The sequence below is a fragment of the Candidatus Kapaibacterium sp. genome (assembly GCA_023957315.1).
Classification (GTDB): domain Bacteria; phylum Bacteroidota; class Ignavibacteria; order Kapaibacteriales; family UBA2268; genus PGYU01.
Map to the genome: position 1 here is coordinate 312,002 of JAMLHE010000003.1, position 13,371 is coordinate 325,372.

Annotated in this window: 27 protein-coding genes; 23 read left to right on the forward strand and 4 right to left on the reverse strand. The window is 36.4% G+C overall.

Annotated elements, in window-relative coordinates:
* Positions 1 to 79 precede the first annotated feature (79 nt).
* The 20 genes from M9949_04915 (at position 80) to M9949_05010 (ending at position 8,612) form a co-directional block, all read left to right on the forward strand.
* Positions 80 to 520 (forward strand): RusA family crossover junction endodeoxyribonuclease, encoded by a 441-nt coding sequence (locus M9949_04915; GenBank protein MCO5250748.1) that lies wholly within the window; start codon positions 80 to 82, stop codon positions 518 to 520.
* 96 nt (positions 521 to 616) lie between these two features.
* On the forward strand, positions 617 to 805 hold the full coding sequence (locus M9949_04920) for a hypothetical protein (GenBank protein ID MCO5250749.1): 189 nt from the start codon (positions 617 to 619) through the stop codon (positions 803 to 805).
* Positions 802 to 1,347 (forward strand): hypothetical protein, encoded by a 546-nt coding sequence (locus M9949_04925; GenBank protein MCO5250750.1) that lies wholly within the window; start codon positions 802 to 804, stop codon positions 1,345 to 1,347. Before M9949_04920 ends, M9949_04925 begins: the two co-directional genes overlap by 4 nt.
* Complete coding sequence (locus M9949_04930; GenBank protein MCO5250751.1) at positions 1,344 to 1,577, forward strand: hypothetical protein; 234 nt, start codon at positions 1,344 to 1,346, stop codon at positions 1,575 to 1,577. Before M9949_04925 ends, M9949_04930 begins: the two co-directional genes overlap by 4 nt.
* Positions 1,565 to 1,753 (forward strand): hypothetical protein, encoded by a 189-nt coding sequence (locus tag M9949_04935; protein MCO5250752.1) that lies wholly within the window; start codon positions 1,565 to 1,567, stop codon positions 1,751 to 1,753. The genes M9949_04930 and M9949_04935 overlap by 13 nt, the downstream gene beginning before the upstream one ends.
* Positions 1,750 to 2,007 carry a hypothetical protein gene (locus M9949_04940; GenBank protein ID MCO5250753.1) on the forward strand — a complete coding sequence of 86 codons (258 nt, stop codon included), beginning with the start codon at positions 1,750 to 1,752 and terminating at the stop codon, positions 2,005 to 2,007. Before M9949_04935 ends, M9949_04940 begins: the two co-directional genes overlap by 4 nt.
* A gap of 1 nt (position 2,008) precedes the next feature.
* Positions 2,009 to 2,242 (forward strand): hypothetical protein, encoded by a 234-nt coding sequence (locus M9949_04945; protein ID MCO5250754.1) that lies wholly within the window; start codon positions 2,009 to 2,011, stop codon positions 2,240 to 2,242.
* Entirely contained in the window at positions 2,239 to 2,454 is a 216-nt protein-coding gene (locus M9949_04950; GenBank protein ID MCO5250755.1) for a hypothetical protein, read from the forward strand. Before M9949_04945 ends, M9949_04950 begins: the two co-directional genes overlap by 4 nt.
* Positions 2,451 to 2,843, forward strand: a complete 393-nt coding sequence (locus M9949_04955) for a hypothetical protein (protein MCO5250756.1) — start codon at positions 2,451 to 2,453, stop codon at positions 2,841 to 2,843. The genes M9949_04950 and M9949_04955 overlap by 4 nt, the downstream gene beginning before the upstream one ends.
* 1 nt (position 2,844) lies before the next feature.
* Positions 2,845 to 3,120: a hypothetical protein gene (locus tag M9949_04960; GenBank protein MCO5250757.1), complete on the forward strand. Its 276-nt coding sequence runs from the start codon at positions 2,845 to 2,847 to the stop codon at positions 3,118 to 3,120.
* A gap of 180 nt (positions 3,121 to 3,300) precedes the next feature.
* A complete protein-coding gene (locus M9949_04965; protein MCO5250758.1) occupies positions 3,301 to 3,621 on the forward strand; it encodes a hypothetical protein in 321 nt (106 codons plus the stop codon).
* Positions 3,611 to 4,009: a hypothetical protein gene (locus M9949_04970; protein ID MCO5250759.1), complete on the forward strand. Its 399-nt coding sequence runs from the start codon at positions 3,611 to 3,613 to the stop codon at positions 4,007 to 4,009. The genes M9949_04965 and M9949_04970 overlap by 11 nt, the downstream gene beginning before the upstream one ends.
* Before the next feature lie 19 nt (positions 4,010 to 4,028).
* A complete protein-coding gene (locus tag M9949_04975) occupies positions 4,029 to 4,409 on the forward strand; it encodes a hypothetical protein (GenBank protein ID MCO5250760.1) in 381 nt (126 codons plus the stop codon).
* Entirely contained in the window at positions 4,390 to 4,821 is a 432-nt protein-coding gene (locus M9949_04980; protein ID MCO5250761.1) for a hypothetical protein, read from the forward strand. The genes M9949_04975 and M9949_04980 overlap by 20 nt, the downstream gene beginning before the upstream one ends.
* Positions 4,818 to 5,147 carry a hypothetical protein gene (locus M9949_04985; GenBank protein MCO5250762.1) on the forward strand — a complete coding sequence of 110 codons (330 nt, stop codon included), beginning with the start codon at positions 4,818 to 4,820 and terminating at the stop codon, positions 5,145 to 5,147. The genes M9949_04980 and M9949_04985 overlap by 4 nt, the downstream gene beginning before the upstream one ends.
* Positions 5,148 to 5,187: 40 nt before the next feature.
* The gene (locus M9949_04990) at positions 5,188 to 5,385 is read left to right on the forward strand and encodes a hypothetical protein (protein MCO5250763.1); all 198 of its coding nucleotides are present in this window, start codon (positions 5,188 to 5,190) and stop codon (positions 5,383 to 5,385) included.
* A gap of 64 nt (positions 5,386 to 5,449) precedes the next feature.
* A complete protein-coding gene (locus M9949_04995) occupies positions 5,450 to 6,091 on the forward strand; it encodes a hypothetical protein (protein ID MCO5250764.1) in 642 nt (213 codons plus the stop codon).
* Position 6,092: 1 nt separating this feature from the next.
* Entirely contained in the window at positions 6,093 to 6,797 is a 705-nt protein-coding gene (locus M9949_05000) for a DUF1937 family protein (protein MCO5250765.1), read from the forward strand.
* Positions 6,766 to 8,199 (forward strand): DEAD/DEAH box helicase, encoded by a 1,434-nt coding sequence (locus M9949_05005; protein ID MCO5250766.1) that lies wholly within the window; start codon positions 6,766 to 6,768, stop codon positions 8,197 to 8,199. Before M9949_05000 ends, M9949_05005 begins: the two co-directional genes overlap by 32 nt.
* Before the next feature lie 47 nt (positions 8,200 to 8,246).
* A complete protein-coding gene (locus tag M9949_05010) occupies positions 8,247 to 8,612 on the forward strand; it encodes a hypothetical protein (protein ID MCO5250767.1) in 366 nt (121 codons plus the stop codon).
* A gap of 3 nt (positions 8,613 to 8,615) precedes the next feature.
* Here the strand turns inward: M9949_05010 and M9949_05015 are convergent, their stop codons facing one another.
* From M9949_05015 to M9949_05030, 4 genes are all read right to left on the reverse strand, one after another.
* Positions 8,616 to 9,050, reverse strand: a complete 435-nt coding sequence (locus M9949_05015; protein ID MCO5250768.1) for a DUF2513 domain-containing protein — start codon at positions 9,048 to 9,050, stop codon at positions 8,616 to 8,618.
* Positions 9,051 to 9,111: 61 nt separating this feature from the next.
* Entirely contained in the window at positions 9,112 to 9,615 is a 504-nt protein-coding gene (locus M9949_05020; protein MCO5250769.1) for a hypothetical protein, read from the reverse strand.
* A 2-nt stretch (positions 9,616 to 9,617) separates the two neighbouring features.
* Positions 9,618 to 10,619: a DNA/RNA non-specific endonuclease gene (locus M9949_05025; protein ID MCO5250770.1), complete on the reverse strand. Its 1,002-nt coding sequence runs from the start codon at positions 10,617 to 10,619 to the stop codon at positions 9,618 to 9,620.
* Entirely contained in the window at positions 10,616 to 11,053 is a 438-nt protein-coding gene (locus tag M9949_05030) for a hypothetical protein (protein MCO5250771.1), read from the reverse strand. Before M9949_05030 ends, M9949_05025 begins: the two co-directional genes overlap by 4 nt.
* A gap of 179 nt (positions 11,054 to 11,232) precedes the next feature.
* Here M9949_05030 and M9949_05035 point away from each other — a divergent pair, with 179 nt between their 5' ends.
* From M9949_05035 to M9949_05045, 3 genes are read left to right on the forward strand one after another with little or no spacing between them, the layout of a single operon-like run.
* Positions 11,233 to 11,505 carry a helix-turn-helix domain-containing protein gene (locus M9949_05035; GenBank protein ID MCO5250772.1) on the forward strand — a complete coding sequence of 91 codons (273 nt, stop codon included), beginning with the start codon at positions 11,233 to 11,235 and terminating at the stop codon, positions 11,503 to 11,505.
* Entirely contained in the window at positions 11,483 to 12,187 is a 705-nt protein-coding gene (locus tag M9949_05040; GenBank protein MCO5250773.1) for a hypothetical protein, read from the forward strand. The genes M9949_05035 and M9949_05040 overlap by 23 nt, the downstream gene beginning before the upstream one ends.
* Positions 12,187 to 13,314, forward strand: coding sequence for a tyrosine-type recombinase/integrase (locus M9949_05045; protein MCO5250774.1), 1,128 nt, complete (start codon positions 12,187 to 12,189; stop codon positions 13,312 to 13,314). The genes M9949_05040 and M9949_05045 overlap by 1 nt, the downstream gene beginning before the upstream one ends.
* The last annotated feature ends 57 nt before the right edge of the window (positions 13,315 to 13,371 follow it).

The following is a 13,371-nucleotide window of genomic DNA, read 5'->3' on the forward strand; positions in this document are numbered from 1 at the left end:
AAGAAAAATTTCGTTGCGTGGTTCTCACAAAACAAGGCATATCTGCTATTCAAGGGTACATATACGGTAGGAGTAGTTCATGTCATTGAGATTCGAAATCTTAGGCAATCCATGCCCGAAACAAAGTGTAAGATTTACTAAAAGCGGTATTAAGTATCAGACAAAAGAAGTAATTCAAAATGCTGATAATATACGCTCTCAGATAGTAACACAATTACCTCCATCATTTAAGATTATTGACAGCCCTGTTAAGGTTGCAACGGTATATATCTTTCCGCCATTGAAATCTTTCACAAAAAAGATGAAAAAATATATAGAGAATGGTGGTTTGATAATTAAATCAACCAAGCCGGACTTAGATAACTTGGAAAAAGCTATTAATGATGCTATGCAAGGGGTTGTGATTGTAAATGATGCGTTAATCTCAAGAGTAGTAAAAGGCAGGTACTACGGTATGACACCGAAAGTAATAATATCAATAACAGAAATCACAGACATTTTTGTAAACAAATTAAATTAATCTACAATGCCCGGCGCGACAAATCTAAAAAGTCTCCCAACTTCCTCTGATTGCTGCAAATCGTGCCGGGTGTTAATTAAAAAAAAGGAAAATGAAATGCACGATTATGCAAAATACGCACAAATCTTAAGAGATATTAAGCAAGATAAATTTCCACCATTTTACGAACTATTGTGCGATGACAAAGTAATTATGGTCTCGACAATGCCTAAAATTCGGGCTTATCTGAGCGAACTGAAAAAGAACTGTAAGAAACAACCAACTTTATTTGGAGAATCGAAATGAGTTTAACAGCAAAAGACTTGAAATCGAATTGCATTTACGAAATGCAAGGGATTGACTTTACGGAATATATAAAGATTAAAAGTAACGAGAATGAGACACTCACATTTTATTATCTGAACAACGAACCGAGTTTGATACACACGACGGGGCGTCACGTTTTTGATGCAGTATATAAAATTAATCACGAGCTTGCGCCTGTGGAATCAAGCGATGATCGAGGGGAAGTATCAATATTATTGTCCGCTTTAGAAGACATTAGGAATTGGAATGATGATTTGGATGACGAATGGGACGATGTTGGGCAAAGAGCGCAAGTTGCTTTGAATGTATATAAACATTATCTGGAATCAAACAACGGTCAAGCAAAGTATAGGTATTTGGTTACGGGGGAATGCGACGAGCCAACTTATTATACTACATTGCCACGTATTGATACATTGCAACCCCCTTGGGAGTTGATAGATTTGCAAGAAAACAAATATACGACCAATGGTAAACGATGGCTTGACATTGAAATTGCTGAAGGAGAATCAGTAAAATGAAAGAACTGAAAAAATATTTAACTGAAATGATTGCCGAGCATGAAGCACGGTGCAATGAGTTTGACAGGGCAGTAAGCATGTGCATTAATCTTGACGGCTCAATATTGCATCCTAAAGCACATGACTATTGGAAGGGCAAACTAAGCGAAGCACAGTTCACGCTCGAAAAGCTGAAAGATAAATTAGAATCAATTAACCAAACGGGAGAATCAGTAAAATGTATAAAATGAAAGCAAAGTATAGGTATTTGGTGGCTTCAGAATATGCAATCTCTTATTTCACTAACCATTTGCCAAAGTTTTCAAGTTGCGTTGAAATTGTTTATGATTTGCAAGAGTGTAAATTTACATACAATGGCAAAGTTTGGTTTGACATTGAAGTTGCTGAAGGAGAATCAGTAAAATGAGTGAACAAATTAATAGCGTAAAAGTCACAGGGGATGAATGCTTTGTGTTTGTCTATGCAAAAGACGGTATAATAGAAGTGCGGAGTATTGCGGAATCAAAAAGATTGCATGACCAACTAATTTCAGATGGATGGGTGCATACAAAAACCCTTGACGCTTGCGTTTATCTCGAATACCTGCACAACGAATGCGAATGCGAAGACGTTGACTTAATAGATGCAATGATGTCATTAACCAAACCGGAGAATCAGTAAAATGAAAACGAAATTAACAAGACAACAAATTGCCGAAAGGCAAAACGATTTTAAGCATAATATCTATGAACACGGGGGTTCAAGAATGTTTATTGATGGCGATTCAGGAGATAGAGAATTGCTTGTGGACACTTATTATGATGAAGATTTTGCTTTATATGTTGAAAAGTGTGTTCGTGAATATTTTGGATTGCCAAAGGCTAACATAACACCAATAGGAGAATCAGTAAAATGAAAGAAATGAAAGAATATTTAACTGAAATGATTGCCGAGTATGAAGTACGGTGTAAAGAATACAAAGAACAGAAAGATGATATGGGAAAGGGCGATAATTTCAATACAGAGCATTTTAGCTATGTGGACGGCAAAATAGATGAGGCACAGTTCACGCTCAAAAAGCTGAAAGATAAATTAAAATCAATTAACCAAACAGGAGAATCAGCATGAAAAGAACTAATATTTTACACGAATTCTTTAATTCCGCATCAGATGCTAACGAATTCTTAGAAGCAACGCAACAAGAAAGGGTTGAGAATGATTTTCAAGAATTCATAACAAATGGCGGTGGCGAGGTACATATCCTTAATGCCATTAATGAAATGTGTATAGAATCCTTGTCACCTGATGCTTTTGAAATGTGGGAACATGTTGTAAAACAATTAAAGCAAAACAGAAAAGCATTTAGGACTTATGCGATTATCAACTTGATTAGAAGATTAAAAAATGTAGGTGCTGAAATTCATAGACAGTTTGGGAGTGACAGCTATAAAGTACGTTGTGAGTTATATGACATCAGGGAGTCACTTGGAAATTTAACCAAACAGGAGAATCAGTAAAATGTTTACAATTATAAAAATGAGAGAATTAGAAGTGTTTGTTGAATCAATGTCAAATGGATTCACAGACGAAGACGGCGATGTTCATGAACCTCTCGAAGCGGAGCAGATGTTAGAAAGATTAGAAACTATTGATAGGCTTTTGATTGTTATGAAAACTCAAAGTCTATTAAACAAAAAAAGAGGTTTGAAAAAGATGTTGAATGGCGTGATTGAAATGTCGTTGCCAAATAGTTCGGTAGTCCCCGGGCAATCAAATAATCATTTATGTAACTAAAGGAAATAATGATGCCTGACATAACTAAATGCACAAATAATGAATGTCAATTAAGACATGACTGTTGGCGATTTCTTTGCATACCAAGCCAAATGCAATCATACAGCAAATTTGAGACTTATGTTTTTGACGGCGAAACTTGTTGTGATTATTATATGCAAAAAGATTTAGAGGTTTAAGATGCCAATTGATTATAAAGAATCTGCTTTAATATTTCAAAATGGAATTAAAAACGGTGAGTTCGTTGTATTCAATCCTTTAGAAATTGAATTAATGGATGTAGAACCGTTGTTTCAACCAATTTATTTGAATGTAGCCGAATTTTGGAATGATTTAAAATCAATGGTTTGGTCATCGAATTGCCGATTTTTCTTTGTTGTCACAATGGATAAGATTATTATTTGTAACGTACACGACAATGAAGCATTTGAAGCGAATTTGTCATCACGCGTGTTTGATGTTTTTCTCAATGTATTTGGAGCTAAATCAAATGCCGATTGACTATAAAGAATATCACCCAAAATGGAAACTCATTAGCCGTTTGATTCGCTTCAAACGTGCGGGTAACCGTTGCGAATGGTGCGGTCGTACAAACGGACAAATTATAGATAAGGAAACAGGTAAATATCCAATTCACTCTAAATGGGAGAAATTTCATAGAATACTTTATAATCCTCATAGTGGATTCACTTACAATAGCTTGTTAAAACATTTCGGTTTTACAAAAATAGTCTTAACAGTTGCTCACGTTGACCAAGACAAAAGCAATAATCGCTTTTCAAATCTTGCTGCTTTATGCCAGCGTTGTCATTTGAATCATGACCGAAAGCATCATATACACAAAAGAATTTATGGAAATAATATAAATCAATTATCACTAATTAATTAACAATAAAGGAAAGTGAATCATGAATAAAGAAAGTATTGGCACACTTGTATTTACAAAAGAACTGTTTATCGAAACAATTAACGAAATTGAAAAACAGCATAGGCACGACCAAAAATGTAGCGAAGCTTTTGAAACAATATTATCAATTGGGAATATCGTTTCAAACTATGATAATCATTATTTGCAAAATCAATTAGTAAAAATTATTCAAATAGCTATGAATGACAATGATGAGCATAGTTGGATTGAATACTTCATGTGGGAACTCGATTTTGGTAATGGCTATTTTGAAGGTTGCGTAATACTCGGTGACAGATGCTTTGAGTTGAAAACTGCATCAGATTTATGGGATTTACTAATTAAAACAAAAAAGGAACATAATGAAATTACCTGCAATTAATACTCCAGAACGTAGTGCGTTCGATTTTCTATCCGCTTGGGAACGGAAAGATTATGAGGCTATGTTTAAACTTTGCCAAATAACATGGGTGCAAACTACTGAAAATGCTATGGGATGGCTAACAAATACATTCTCAGCATTGGAATTAAACAAATTCACCATACAAGGCAGTAAAAGAACGTCCGCCGACCAAAACAATCCTGTGAATTTAGTTCATGTTTTTATCAAAGTACATATCAAATATCAGCATCTCAAAGATGAAAAAAAAGCTATTGAAGACATTAAAAGTTCCTCAATTATCAATTGCATTCGTGAAACTGCTAAGTACGAACCGTCCGAAAATGGTAGTTGGGGAGTTAATCCGATTTCGGTATTAAAGACCATAGCTCCGGGGAATAGGGAGAAATCATGATGGACATCCTACTGCCGACTCCGGAAGAGCTACACCATATTCAACTACGAGATGAAGCACCTGAAAGAATACTTTGTGCTGCTATACATAATCCTGACGAAAAAGACTTAGCCGGAAATCCATTGATTCATTGTGGTCATAGACACCATAATATTTTGCATCAGTCAAAAGCTATTTCAAGGAAAATGAGTCATCAAGGATTCCTGACAAGCAAAGGACGTTTCGTAAACAGAGAAGAAGCGTATCAAATTGCATTAAAAAACAATCAAATAATTGGTGTATTTTTAGTTGTAGGCGAACAACTTTACAGCGAATGTTTGTATTAATTAGACAATGTGCTATGAATAATTTAGGAAGGATTTAATCATGGCTTATAACTATTCAGAATTAGTCTCTGATGCACGGCATCTCGGGCAAAAGAATAAAAAGAATATGGTCATCATAATTATGCTTGATGACGAAACTGTGAATTGCGCCTCTTGGGGTGAATCAAAATCTCTATGCGGTAAGGCAAAAACCTTAGCCGATACATGCTTTTCTGCTATTAAGAACAAAATCAAATAATACAAATCGTTTTTTGCGAAACGCAAAGTACGTAACCATTAATCAATTATAAACAGGAGTTTTTATGCCTATCGAATCACAAACAACCGCTCCCGCCATTGTAAATGGCAATATGAAACAATACACCGACCCTGAAATAGAATCAGGTGCTTTTTACGAATCCGATGATGATAACGAAATTGCATTAGTTGACACCGAAGCTGAATACGCTCCGGAACAAACAGATGAAACTGAAAATGATTCAGCAAATGATAATCGCGGTAAAGCTACTACGATTGACATTGACCACGAATTTACTGAAGATGAACTAAGCGATTTAGCCGTGAATATCACTTCAATTGATAAAAAGATTGACGAATTGGAAAGTGAAATGGAAGGCTACAAACGTTCAGCAAACCGATTGAAAAAAGAAATCGAAGAAGTTGATAATGAACGTCGCGACCTATCTCGTAAATATCGCAAAGGTAAAGAAATACGGACTTTATCAGTTAGACAAATTGAAAATTACCAAGATGGATTAATCGAATATTACGAAATCCCATCAGGGATGTTGGTCCATACAGTTGTTATTTCGGACGGCGGGATGTTCGACAAATCAAAGCAACTCGAGGGTAATGAAGATGAGATAGATGAAGAAATTGAAAACAGTGATGAACCGGATGAAGTAGAGGAAGAAATCCCTGAACTCGAAGAGGTTGAGAACTAAAATGATTTATTATTTAGCCACTCCATACAGCGACGTTAAACTTAGCAAAATGCGTCACCGTTATGTTTATGCCTTAGTGCTTTCAGAGGAATTGAGAAAGAAAGGTTACGTCGTTTATAGCCCGATTGTTCATTGGCATGTTCAAACTCATTTGTATAATTTACCTCCCGAAGCTACGTTTTGGGAGGTTCAGAACAAAGCAATGATGAACGTTTGCGATGGTATTATTGTTCCGCAAATTTCTCATTGGGGACTTAGTGATGGTGTAATAGGTGAAATTGCTGATTTTACTGAAGCCGGCAAAGAAGTGATATTTTACGTTCCCGAAAAAAGCACTAAGCATATCACGGCATCAAGCTGTGCGACTGCTACGGTAACTTATGAAGATATTGTTGAAGCTGTATCAAAAGCTGATGGGTTTGCACGTGAAAATGTTTTCTCGAAAAGCCGTAAACGTAGAGCAGCTGATAATAGACATTTAGCACGTTACCTATTCATGGTATTAAACAACCATATTACTTTCCCTGAAGCTGGTCGTATTATGGATACTGACCATTCAACAATTTATCATTCCTTGAGCATTTGTGACGATAAAATTAATTCAATAGCCAAAGATAAGTGGTTTATTTCAGTAAAAGATAAAGCTCTGCAATACTTAGCAGAAGATAACAACTATGACATTACGCCCATACCAAGCAAGATTTAAACAAGCAATTTATAGCAGTTTCCGGAACAATCATTACAATGTCATGGGAGTGCTTCCGACAGGGGGTGGGAAAACCCACGTCTTTTCATCTATCGTTCAAGACTGTACTAATAAGGGTCATAAGACCCTTATTTTAGCTCATCGTGAAGAGTTGATTGGTCAGGCTTACGATAAGTTAAGCAGTGGTTACGATTTGGAGGTTGGAGTTATCAAAGCAGGATATACGCCCAACCTCTCCGCCCCTGTTCAAGTTGCGAGTGTGCAAACTTTAATCCGTAGAGACCTGAAAATCCCTTTTAAACTGATAATAGTTGACGAAGCCCACCATGACCAAAAAAATAATACCTATGGCAAGATAAGGGATAAAATTAAAGAACACTCCCCTGATTTGCGTGTGTTGGGTGTGACGGCTACACCGATTAGGTTAAACGGTTCGGGATTCAAAGATGTTTATGATGATATGGTCATTGGAGCTACTGTAAAGGAATTAATTGAACTCGGCAACCTTGTAGCTCCAAAGTACCTTATTCACGCTCCTGTGGACTTAAACGGTGTCAAAAAAACGGCAGGTGATTACAATCTTAAACAATTAGCCGAAAGTTACAGAGCAAAAATGCCTCCTGAAATCTTAGTTGAAGACCATCTGAAATACTTCCCCAACAAGCAAACCGTGGTATTTGCAATTAACATCGAACATAGCCAAGATATTGTTTCTGCATACAAATACAGAGGAATTCGAGCGGCTCACATTGACGGTGATACTCCAAATGATGTTCGCAAAGCTATATTTCGTGACTTTGCCGAAAAGCGAATTACAGTATTATCAAACTTTGGGATTGTTACTGAGGGTTACGATTGCCCAGGAATAGAAGCAATACAGCTTGCACGTCCAACTGAATCACTTGCTTTGTATATGCAAATGGGTGGTAGAGGCTTACGTCCTGCTGACGGCAAAGAACAGGCGATTATATCAGATTGGGCGAATGCTATAATGACACACGGTAAATTAGAATTCGACCGTGATTGGGGTTTAGGTGGTTTGAGCGGTAAGTATAAAAAGCGTGTTAAGGCACTTGACAAGTTGACAGGTAAAATCTATTCATTAGAGCGTTTACCTATGAATATTCCACCTGAATGGCTTGAATTGATTGAAGTTGATGACAAGCAAATACATAAAGCTAATGAGTATAACAATATCGTTGGGGAGTTCAAGAAGCTACAATTTACGGCTAATCAGCGTGGATTCAAGCCGAAATGGATTTTCTGGCGTTTGATGGATAAATACAAACCTAAAACAGATGATAAAATGACGGCTATCGCAACGGTTTTTGCTGAGCATTTGGAATGGAAACCGACGGCAGTACCGCATTTAGTTCGAGAATACAAACAAAAAATTGGTTAATGAATATTTTTTATTACATTTGCAAAACCACCATAGAGTATTTCAGCATGAAAGAGAAAGATATTGTCGAATTAATCACATACGATGACCTGCCGGACAACCTGAAATTTGTTGCAGACAATGCAGGGCTTGATGCCGTTAAGCAATTGGTTATCGGAGTTCCCGGTTTAACTATTTACATTCCACGCTTAGACAATCCACGTCTTGTACGACCCTATGTTATTAAGCGAATCAATGAATGTAAAGACACTACACACCTATTGCAAAAGCTAATCATCGAAACACACCTTGCAGAATCTACTTTACGCAAAATGATAGATGAGTTGTTAGGTGCGAAGTTGCTTAATAAGAATCCCCTACCGGTACTCAACCGGTATCAACCTGTTAATCAAGATGAGATATTTGCTGAGTAGATATTAAGCAGGCAAACCTACTGCTGTCTTGATGACCGAAAGCCCAAGTTGCATTAAGATTCCAATTGGCAAATTGACAGATTCAGAGCCAACTCTTTCTTTAATTTTATGCCAAACATTGTCGTCTTTTATACTCGCAATAAATTCATGCCCCTGCCATGTAAGGCGTACAAAGTGGTGCATAAATATGTAATTATTTACTTGTTGTCCATGCTGTAATTCGAGCAAGGGGTTGCCCTCCAAATCGCAAGTTTCTAAATAACCAGCTTGGATTAAAAGAAACAAATGCTCAAACAAAGCTAATATTTCGCTCTCAAATGTTTCATTATCAAAATCAGAGATTATTCGGGTTTGTAAAGCCCCAGGGTCAACAATAGCATTTTCTTCGTTTTCAATTTCAAGTAAAATTTTGCGAATCAACTCCATATCTCTTTTCATGTTTTCCTTTTTAACTACTAATTAGCATATGTCATAGTCGAATTAAATGGTAATATTAATATTAATCATTTCCAAATTCATCATAGGATAGTTTAAGAACATCTTTTACGCAGTTCCAAAAGAACGTCATACCGGACAAAAGGAAAATAAAAGCAAGCCAACCAGACAATTCTTTTATACAAAGTATATTTGCTAATGAGTTTGTGTCTGTAGATTTATAGATGTGATTAAGCCCAATTGCAACAATAATGTGTATAAAGCTGTGTATTGTCCTTCTTCCACAAAAGTTCAAAGTCTTTTGCATTTTCCTGTATTTACTCTTATTTTCTATATTACCAGCTTTAATATCGGCATCAAGGCTTGAAGCCCAAGCAAAACACATCGTAGAGAAACCAAAAAGAATTGCCAATAGTATATTTATAAATCCGGATATATCTTCTGTTTTAACGAACAAATAATTATACAGCACTCCTGCGCCAATGACAAGCAAAATGGATAAAGCCAAGAAATTAATTATTCTATCCAACGTAGCTATAAACCAACTAAAGCATTGTTTTATTTTCATCCCTAATACTTCCCTACCACCCGGACCACTTCCCCACACTTCAGCAGATAAACTCCGTTGTCAAGATTTGACAAGTCAATTACATAAGGCGAAAACTCAATATTAGCAGTAAGCACTAACCGACCCAAAGTATCAAACACATAACAATACGGAACATTGTCGAATCCCTCAATCGTAATCAAGGACTTCGTAGGGTTTGGATATAGTTTGAAATCGGTTAATGCCATACTACTAACAGATGTACTCCCTGATTCGATTACATCTTGAATTTCACTTGGTACAAGGTTAAGAAAATCATACCCGGTAATAAACTCAATATTATCAACAGTTGTTTGATATTTTGACCATTTATCACTTCTTACGCCATCAATATTTGGCATCAATACAGCATAAACAGTTGTATTCGTAGTAACATCCGATAAGCCTCTCCCCTTATCGAGCATTACCGCTATTTTATAATAACTCTCAGGAATCACAACCAATCCTTCATCGAGCAAAGTATTATTAACAACACAATAACTACCTGCCATTACATAAAGCTCCCTATTGTCAATCTTGCATAAATCTTCAAGGAAGTATTCGAAATCAAGCCAAACACCACGATTAAGGTCTGGAGTTTGTGGCGCCACGTTTGTTATAATAAATGTAGATTTGTTATCTTCAACGGTTGCAGTACGCTCTTCACTTCGTACCATATGACCCCTATCGTAACCAGAGTTTGTATAATCAGCATGTTTAACACGGTACATTCCCAACGGCAATGATGTATCGCGAATAAAGCTACCTGAATATCGTTCAACATCACCGAACCAATCTGCATTCATATTCCAACTTACCCAATTTGGAATTCCTTTTTCCGGATTATAACCAACAACGTATTGAGGGCGTATGATGATGTAGTCTTGTTGGTTTGGATTAGTGGGTGTGCCGAGCAAAATATGAACATTTTCGGTGGCAGTTGCTACCGAGCAAACGAATAGGAATATGATAATCAGCTTTGTCATTTGTGAAAATACGCCCTTAGAACTTTTATAGCTTCAGAATTGTAATAATACCGTCTTTGAAATCGAGCATAATGTTCATTCTCTACCAAGATTGGAGCGTATTCATACTTTGTATCTTTGTAAGTTTTTGCTGTACCTGTTCTCAGTTGTTCTATTCGAGCAGTAGAGACACCAAACATTTCCGATAGCTCCTCTACTGAATACATCGCTTTATACAATGAACCACCGTTGACAGTTTCACGGTTTATGACGCCATTTTTTAGGTCATACCGAGCAAAAACTATATCATCATACAACAATTCTAAATACTGTTGCTTCTTTTCACGTATGGTACGTTTTTTATCCAGATACATATGCAAAACCTTAACATAAGATTCATCTGAATGTTCATATTGCTTTTCACCTGAATGATTCAATAACTGTACTCTGAACAAATATAGCTCCGTAATCACTTGTTAATAAGCAAACATAAGTATTAATTATCACATAACAAAAGCGATTCTTAATATTATTTTCTACATTTGTTGATACTTCTGTGTTTATTTTTATTCTGATTTGTGTTATATTGCACCGCTTTTTTAATGAAATTTGTACTTTTTTTCTTGGAATGCTTATGATTGATAGATTATTGAACTTTATCGAAGCGAATTATACAGACTTCAACACGTTTGCCGTGAAGTCCGGAATTCCATTGACAACTATTAAGTCTTGGTTTGATGGCGAATTCGAGCCAACATTAAGTGATTTAATTAAAATCTACAATACAGGCTGTTCATTAGATTGGTTACTTAGCGGCGAAAATGGGATGTATGCTTTTAATAAGCAAGGTTTGGTGATTTACAAGAACTCTACCGAGCAGGACAATGGTAAATTTCGAGCAAATTAAGATAAGAATTACAATTGGACTTAAGTCAGAAGCGGTCAGCAACTTGCATTCGCAATATGCTGAACACGAATATATGACGGCGAAAGAGAGCACGCTCACATTCGCCTATCAAGGTTATGAAATCATCGAAAACATTGATGTTATAATGTCTATTTATCACACCGCAGGGCATCTTAAAAGCTTCTCGGCATTTATGAACCGTCGTAAGCTGTATTATCAAGACTTCAATCATCTCGAGCAAATATTCAAATGCCACTTATCACAACCATGTCCAAAACCGGGATGGGGATGCAAGTTTATAACTAATATCAAATTGTATCAAAGTTCCCCTAATGGTCCCTATTGGTTTGAATTTGGTTACTCAGAGGGTACTGATATATGGATTGTAGATAAAAAGCGAATCAAGGATACTTTATTGAGTCTTTCACGGCAAGATTTGATTCACTTTTGCCCTCAGTTTGATGAGGAACAAATTGACGTTGTATTGTCAAAACTGCCAGATAAATTGATACTTAGCCAACACCCGGAATTGGAGTTGCAACCAATGGATTATATTGCCGGCATAGGTGAACCCACAAAGTATGAACTACGATTCAAAAGCAAATCTGAAGAGCTTAGTAAAATGATGGAGCGATTGGAACAAAAGATTAAGCTGTTATACTTTGCGGAAAGGTTAAACTGATGTCAAGACCAAGAACCCAAAGTAGTGACCGTTGGTATTTACGTAAGGGTCATAGATATTACTATTTCGGTTATTGTTACCGCCGTGATGACCGTGTGCATGTACATATCATAAAATCGGATCTGAATCCATTCAGATTTCGGTTCAGTTTAGGCATTCCTTGGACTCCCGGCAACAAAGAATATGCACTTCAGGAACTTGAAAAAGCTATTGATTTTCATTTTACAACTAAAATTAAGGATGAAACAATTGGAAGCGTATCGAATGAACCTGTGATGTTAAGCGACTTAGTAGATAAGTATTATAAGCTGTTTTATCAGGAGTTCCCGATAAGCACAAAGTATTTGACCGACAGAACATTAAAGTACTTTTTTGAAGATTCTGATTTCTATCTGGAAGATATTGACAAAATCCGGAATCATATTGAAGATAAATTGGTTGGCATTAAACGGCAATATCATCCTAATTACATTCGTAAACTGACAAGCCATTTATCGCGAGTATTCAAATATGCTCATAGTCGTGGTATGATTAAATACAATCCGGTGTTGATTGATTCAATTCCTGAAATTGTAAATTACAAAAAGATAAGCTACACCACAGAGCAGGTTTTAGCGATTATAAATTATTTCAAGGCAAAGCAGAAGTATGACATGTATTATTTGTGTCGCTATCACGCTGTTACAGGGGTAAGATTGGTGGAATCGCTTCGTTTCTTTAATACAGACATAGATAAGCAAAATAATATAATTACTATCCATGGTAAAGGCACTTCAAAAATGAAAGTCAAGACGAGGGAATTCCCAATGAGCATATTCCCTGAGTTATTTGACATCGTAGAGGGCATTCAAGACACTTGCATGGATAAAACGACAGGAAAGATGTTCCCTTGGATAGCGAGTGTTCACCCTCATGAACATCTAAGGACTGCAAAACGTGAGTTAGGGATTAATGTAGATAAGGGCTTCCACCCTATTCGGGCTTGGCGAGAGAATCATCTAATCAAAGTAGTTGGCATTGCACCTCACATTGTAGCGGAATTGCTTGGACATACGCAAGTCGTGCAGCGAGAACATTACGTAACGGCATTAGGTGGCAAAGTGATTGAAAGTTTAGTGAATCAATAACAATATTTGCAAAATAGTCCACGTATAATCCACGTTTTTTTGCACTAAAAAAGAAAA

Excerpts from the sequence above, each read along its gene's own strand:
- M9949_05025 (MCO5250770.1), bottom strand. The coding sequence starts at position 10,619 with ATGACAAAGCTGATTATCATATTCCTATTCGTTTGCTCGGTAGCAACT.
- M9949_04950 (MCO5250755.1), top strand. The coding sequence starts at position 2,239 with ATGAAAGAAATGAAAGAATATTTAACTGAAATGATTGCCGAGTATGAA.
- M9949_04980 (MCO5250761.1), top strand. The coding sequence starts at position 4,390 with ATGAAATTACCTGCAATTAATACTCCAGAACGTAGTGCGTTCGATTTT.
- M9949_04955 (MCO5250756.1), top strand. The coding sequence starts at position 2,451 with ATGAAAAGAACTAATATTTTACACGAATTCTTTAATTCCGCATCAGAT.
- M9949_04915 (MCO5250748.1), top strand. The coding sequence starts at position 80 with ATGTCATTGAGATTCGAAATCTTAGGCAATCCATGCCCGAAACAAAGT.
- M9949_05000 (MCO5250765.1), top strand. The coding sequence starts at position 6,093 with ATGATTTATTATTTAGCCACTCCATACAGCGACGTTAAACTTAGCAAA.
- M9949_05020 (MCO5250769.1), bottom strand. The coding sequence starts at position 9,615 with ATGAAAATAAAACAATGCTTTAGTTGGTTTATAGCTACGTTGGATAGA.
- M9949_04965 (MCO5250758.1), top strand. The coding sequence starts at position 3,301 with ATGCCAATTGATTATAAAGAATCTGCTTTAATATTTCAAAATGGAATT.
- M9949_05010 (MCO5250767.1), top strand. The coding sequence starts at position 8,247 with ATGAAAGAGAAAGATATTGTCGAATTAATCACATACGATGACCTGCCG.
- M9949_05015 (MCO5250768.1), bottom strand. The coding sequence starts at position 9,050 with ATGAAAAGAGATATGGAGTTGATTCGCAAAATTTTACTTGAAATTGAA.
- M9949_04990 (MCO5250763.1), top strand. The coding sequence starts at position 5,188 with ATGGCTTATAACTATTCAGAATTAGTCTCTGATGCACGGCATCTCGGG.
- M9949_04930 (MCO5250751.1), top strand. The coding sequence starts at position 1,344 with ATGAAAGAACTGAAAAAATATTTAACTGAAATGATTGCCGAGCATGAA.
- M9949_04960 (MCO5250757.1), top strand. The coding sequence starts at position 2,845 with ATGTTTACAATTATAAAAATGAGAGAATTAGAAGTGTTTGTTGAATCA.
- M9949_05035 (MCO5250772.1), top strand. The coding sequence starts at position 11,233 with ATGATTGATAGATTATTGAACTTTATCGAAGCGAATTATACAGACTTC.
- M9949_04940 (MCO5250753.1), top strand. The coding sequence starts at position 1,750 with ATGAGTGAACAAATTAATAGCGTAAAAGTCACAGGGGATGAATGCTTT.
- M9949_04970 (MCO5250759.1), top strand. The coding sequence starts at position 3,611 with ATGCCGATTGACTATAAAGAATATCACCCAAAATGGAAACTCATTAGC.
- M9949_05040 (MCO5250773.1), top strand. The coding sequence starts at position 11,483 with ATGGTAAATTTCGAGCAAATTAAGATAAGAATTACAATTGGACTTAAG.
- M9949_04935 (MCO5250752.1), top strand. The coding sequence starts at position 1,565 with ATGTATAAAATGAAAGCAAAGTATAGGTATTTGGTGGCTTCAGAATAT.
- M9949_04945 (MCO5250754.1), top strand. The coding sequence starts at position 2,009 with ATGAAAACGAAATTAACAAGACAACAAATTGCCGAAAGGCAAAACGAT.
- M9949_04995 (MCO5250764.1), top strand. The coding sequence starts at position 5,450 with ATGCCTATCGAATCACAAACAACCGCTCCCGCCATTGTAAATGGCAAT.
- M9949_04985 (MCO5250762.1), top strand. The coding sequence starts at position 4,818 with ATGATGGACATCCTACTGCCGACTCCGGAAGAGCTACACCATATTCAA.
- M9949_04975 (MCO5250760.1), top strand. The coding sequence starts at position 4,029 with ATGAATAAAGAAAGTATTGGCACACTTGTATTTACAAAAGAACTGTTT.
- M9949_05045 (MCO5250774.1), top strand. The coding sequence starts at position 12,187 with ATGTCAAGACCAAGAACCCAAAGTAGTGACCGTTGGTATTTACGTAAG.
- M9949_04920 (MCO5250749.1), top strand. The coding sequence starts at position 617 with ATGCACGATTATGCAAAATACGCACAAATCTTAAGAGATATTAAGCAA.
- M9949_05005 (MCO5250766.1), top strand. The coding sequence starts at position 6,766 with ATGACATTACGCCCATACCAAGCAAGATTTAAACAAGCAATTTATAGC.
- M9949_04925 (MCO5250750.1), top strand. The coding sequence starts at position 802 with ATGAGTTTAACAGCAAAAGACTTGAAATCGAATTGCATTTACGAAATG.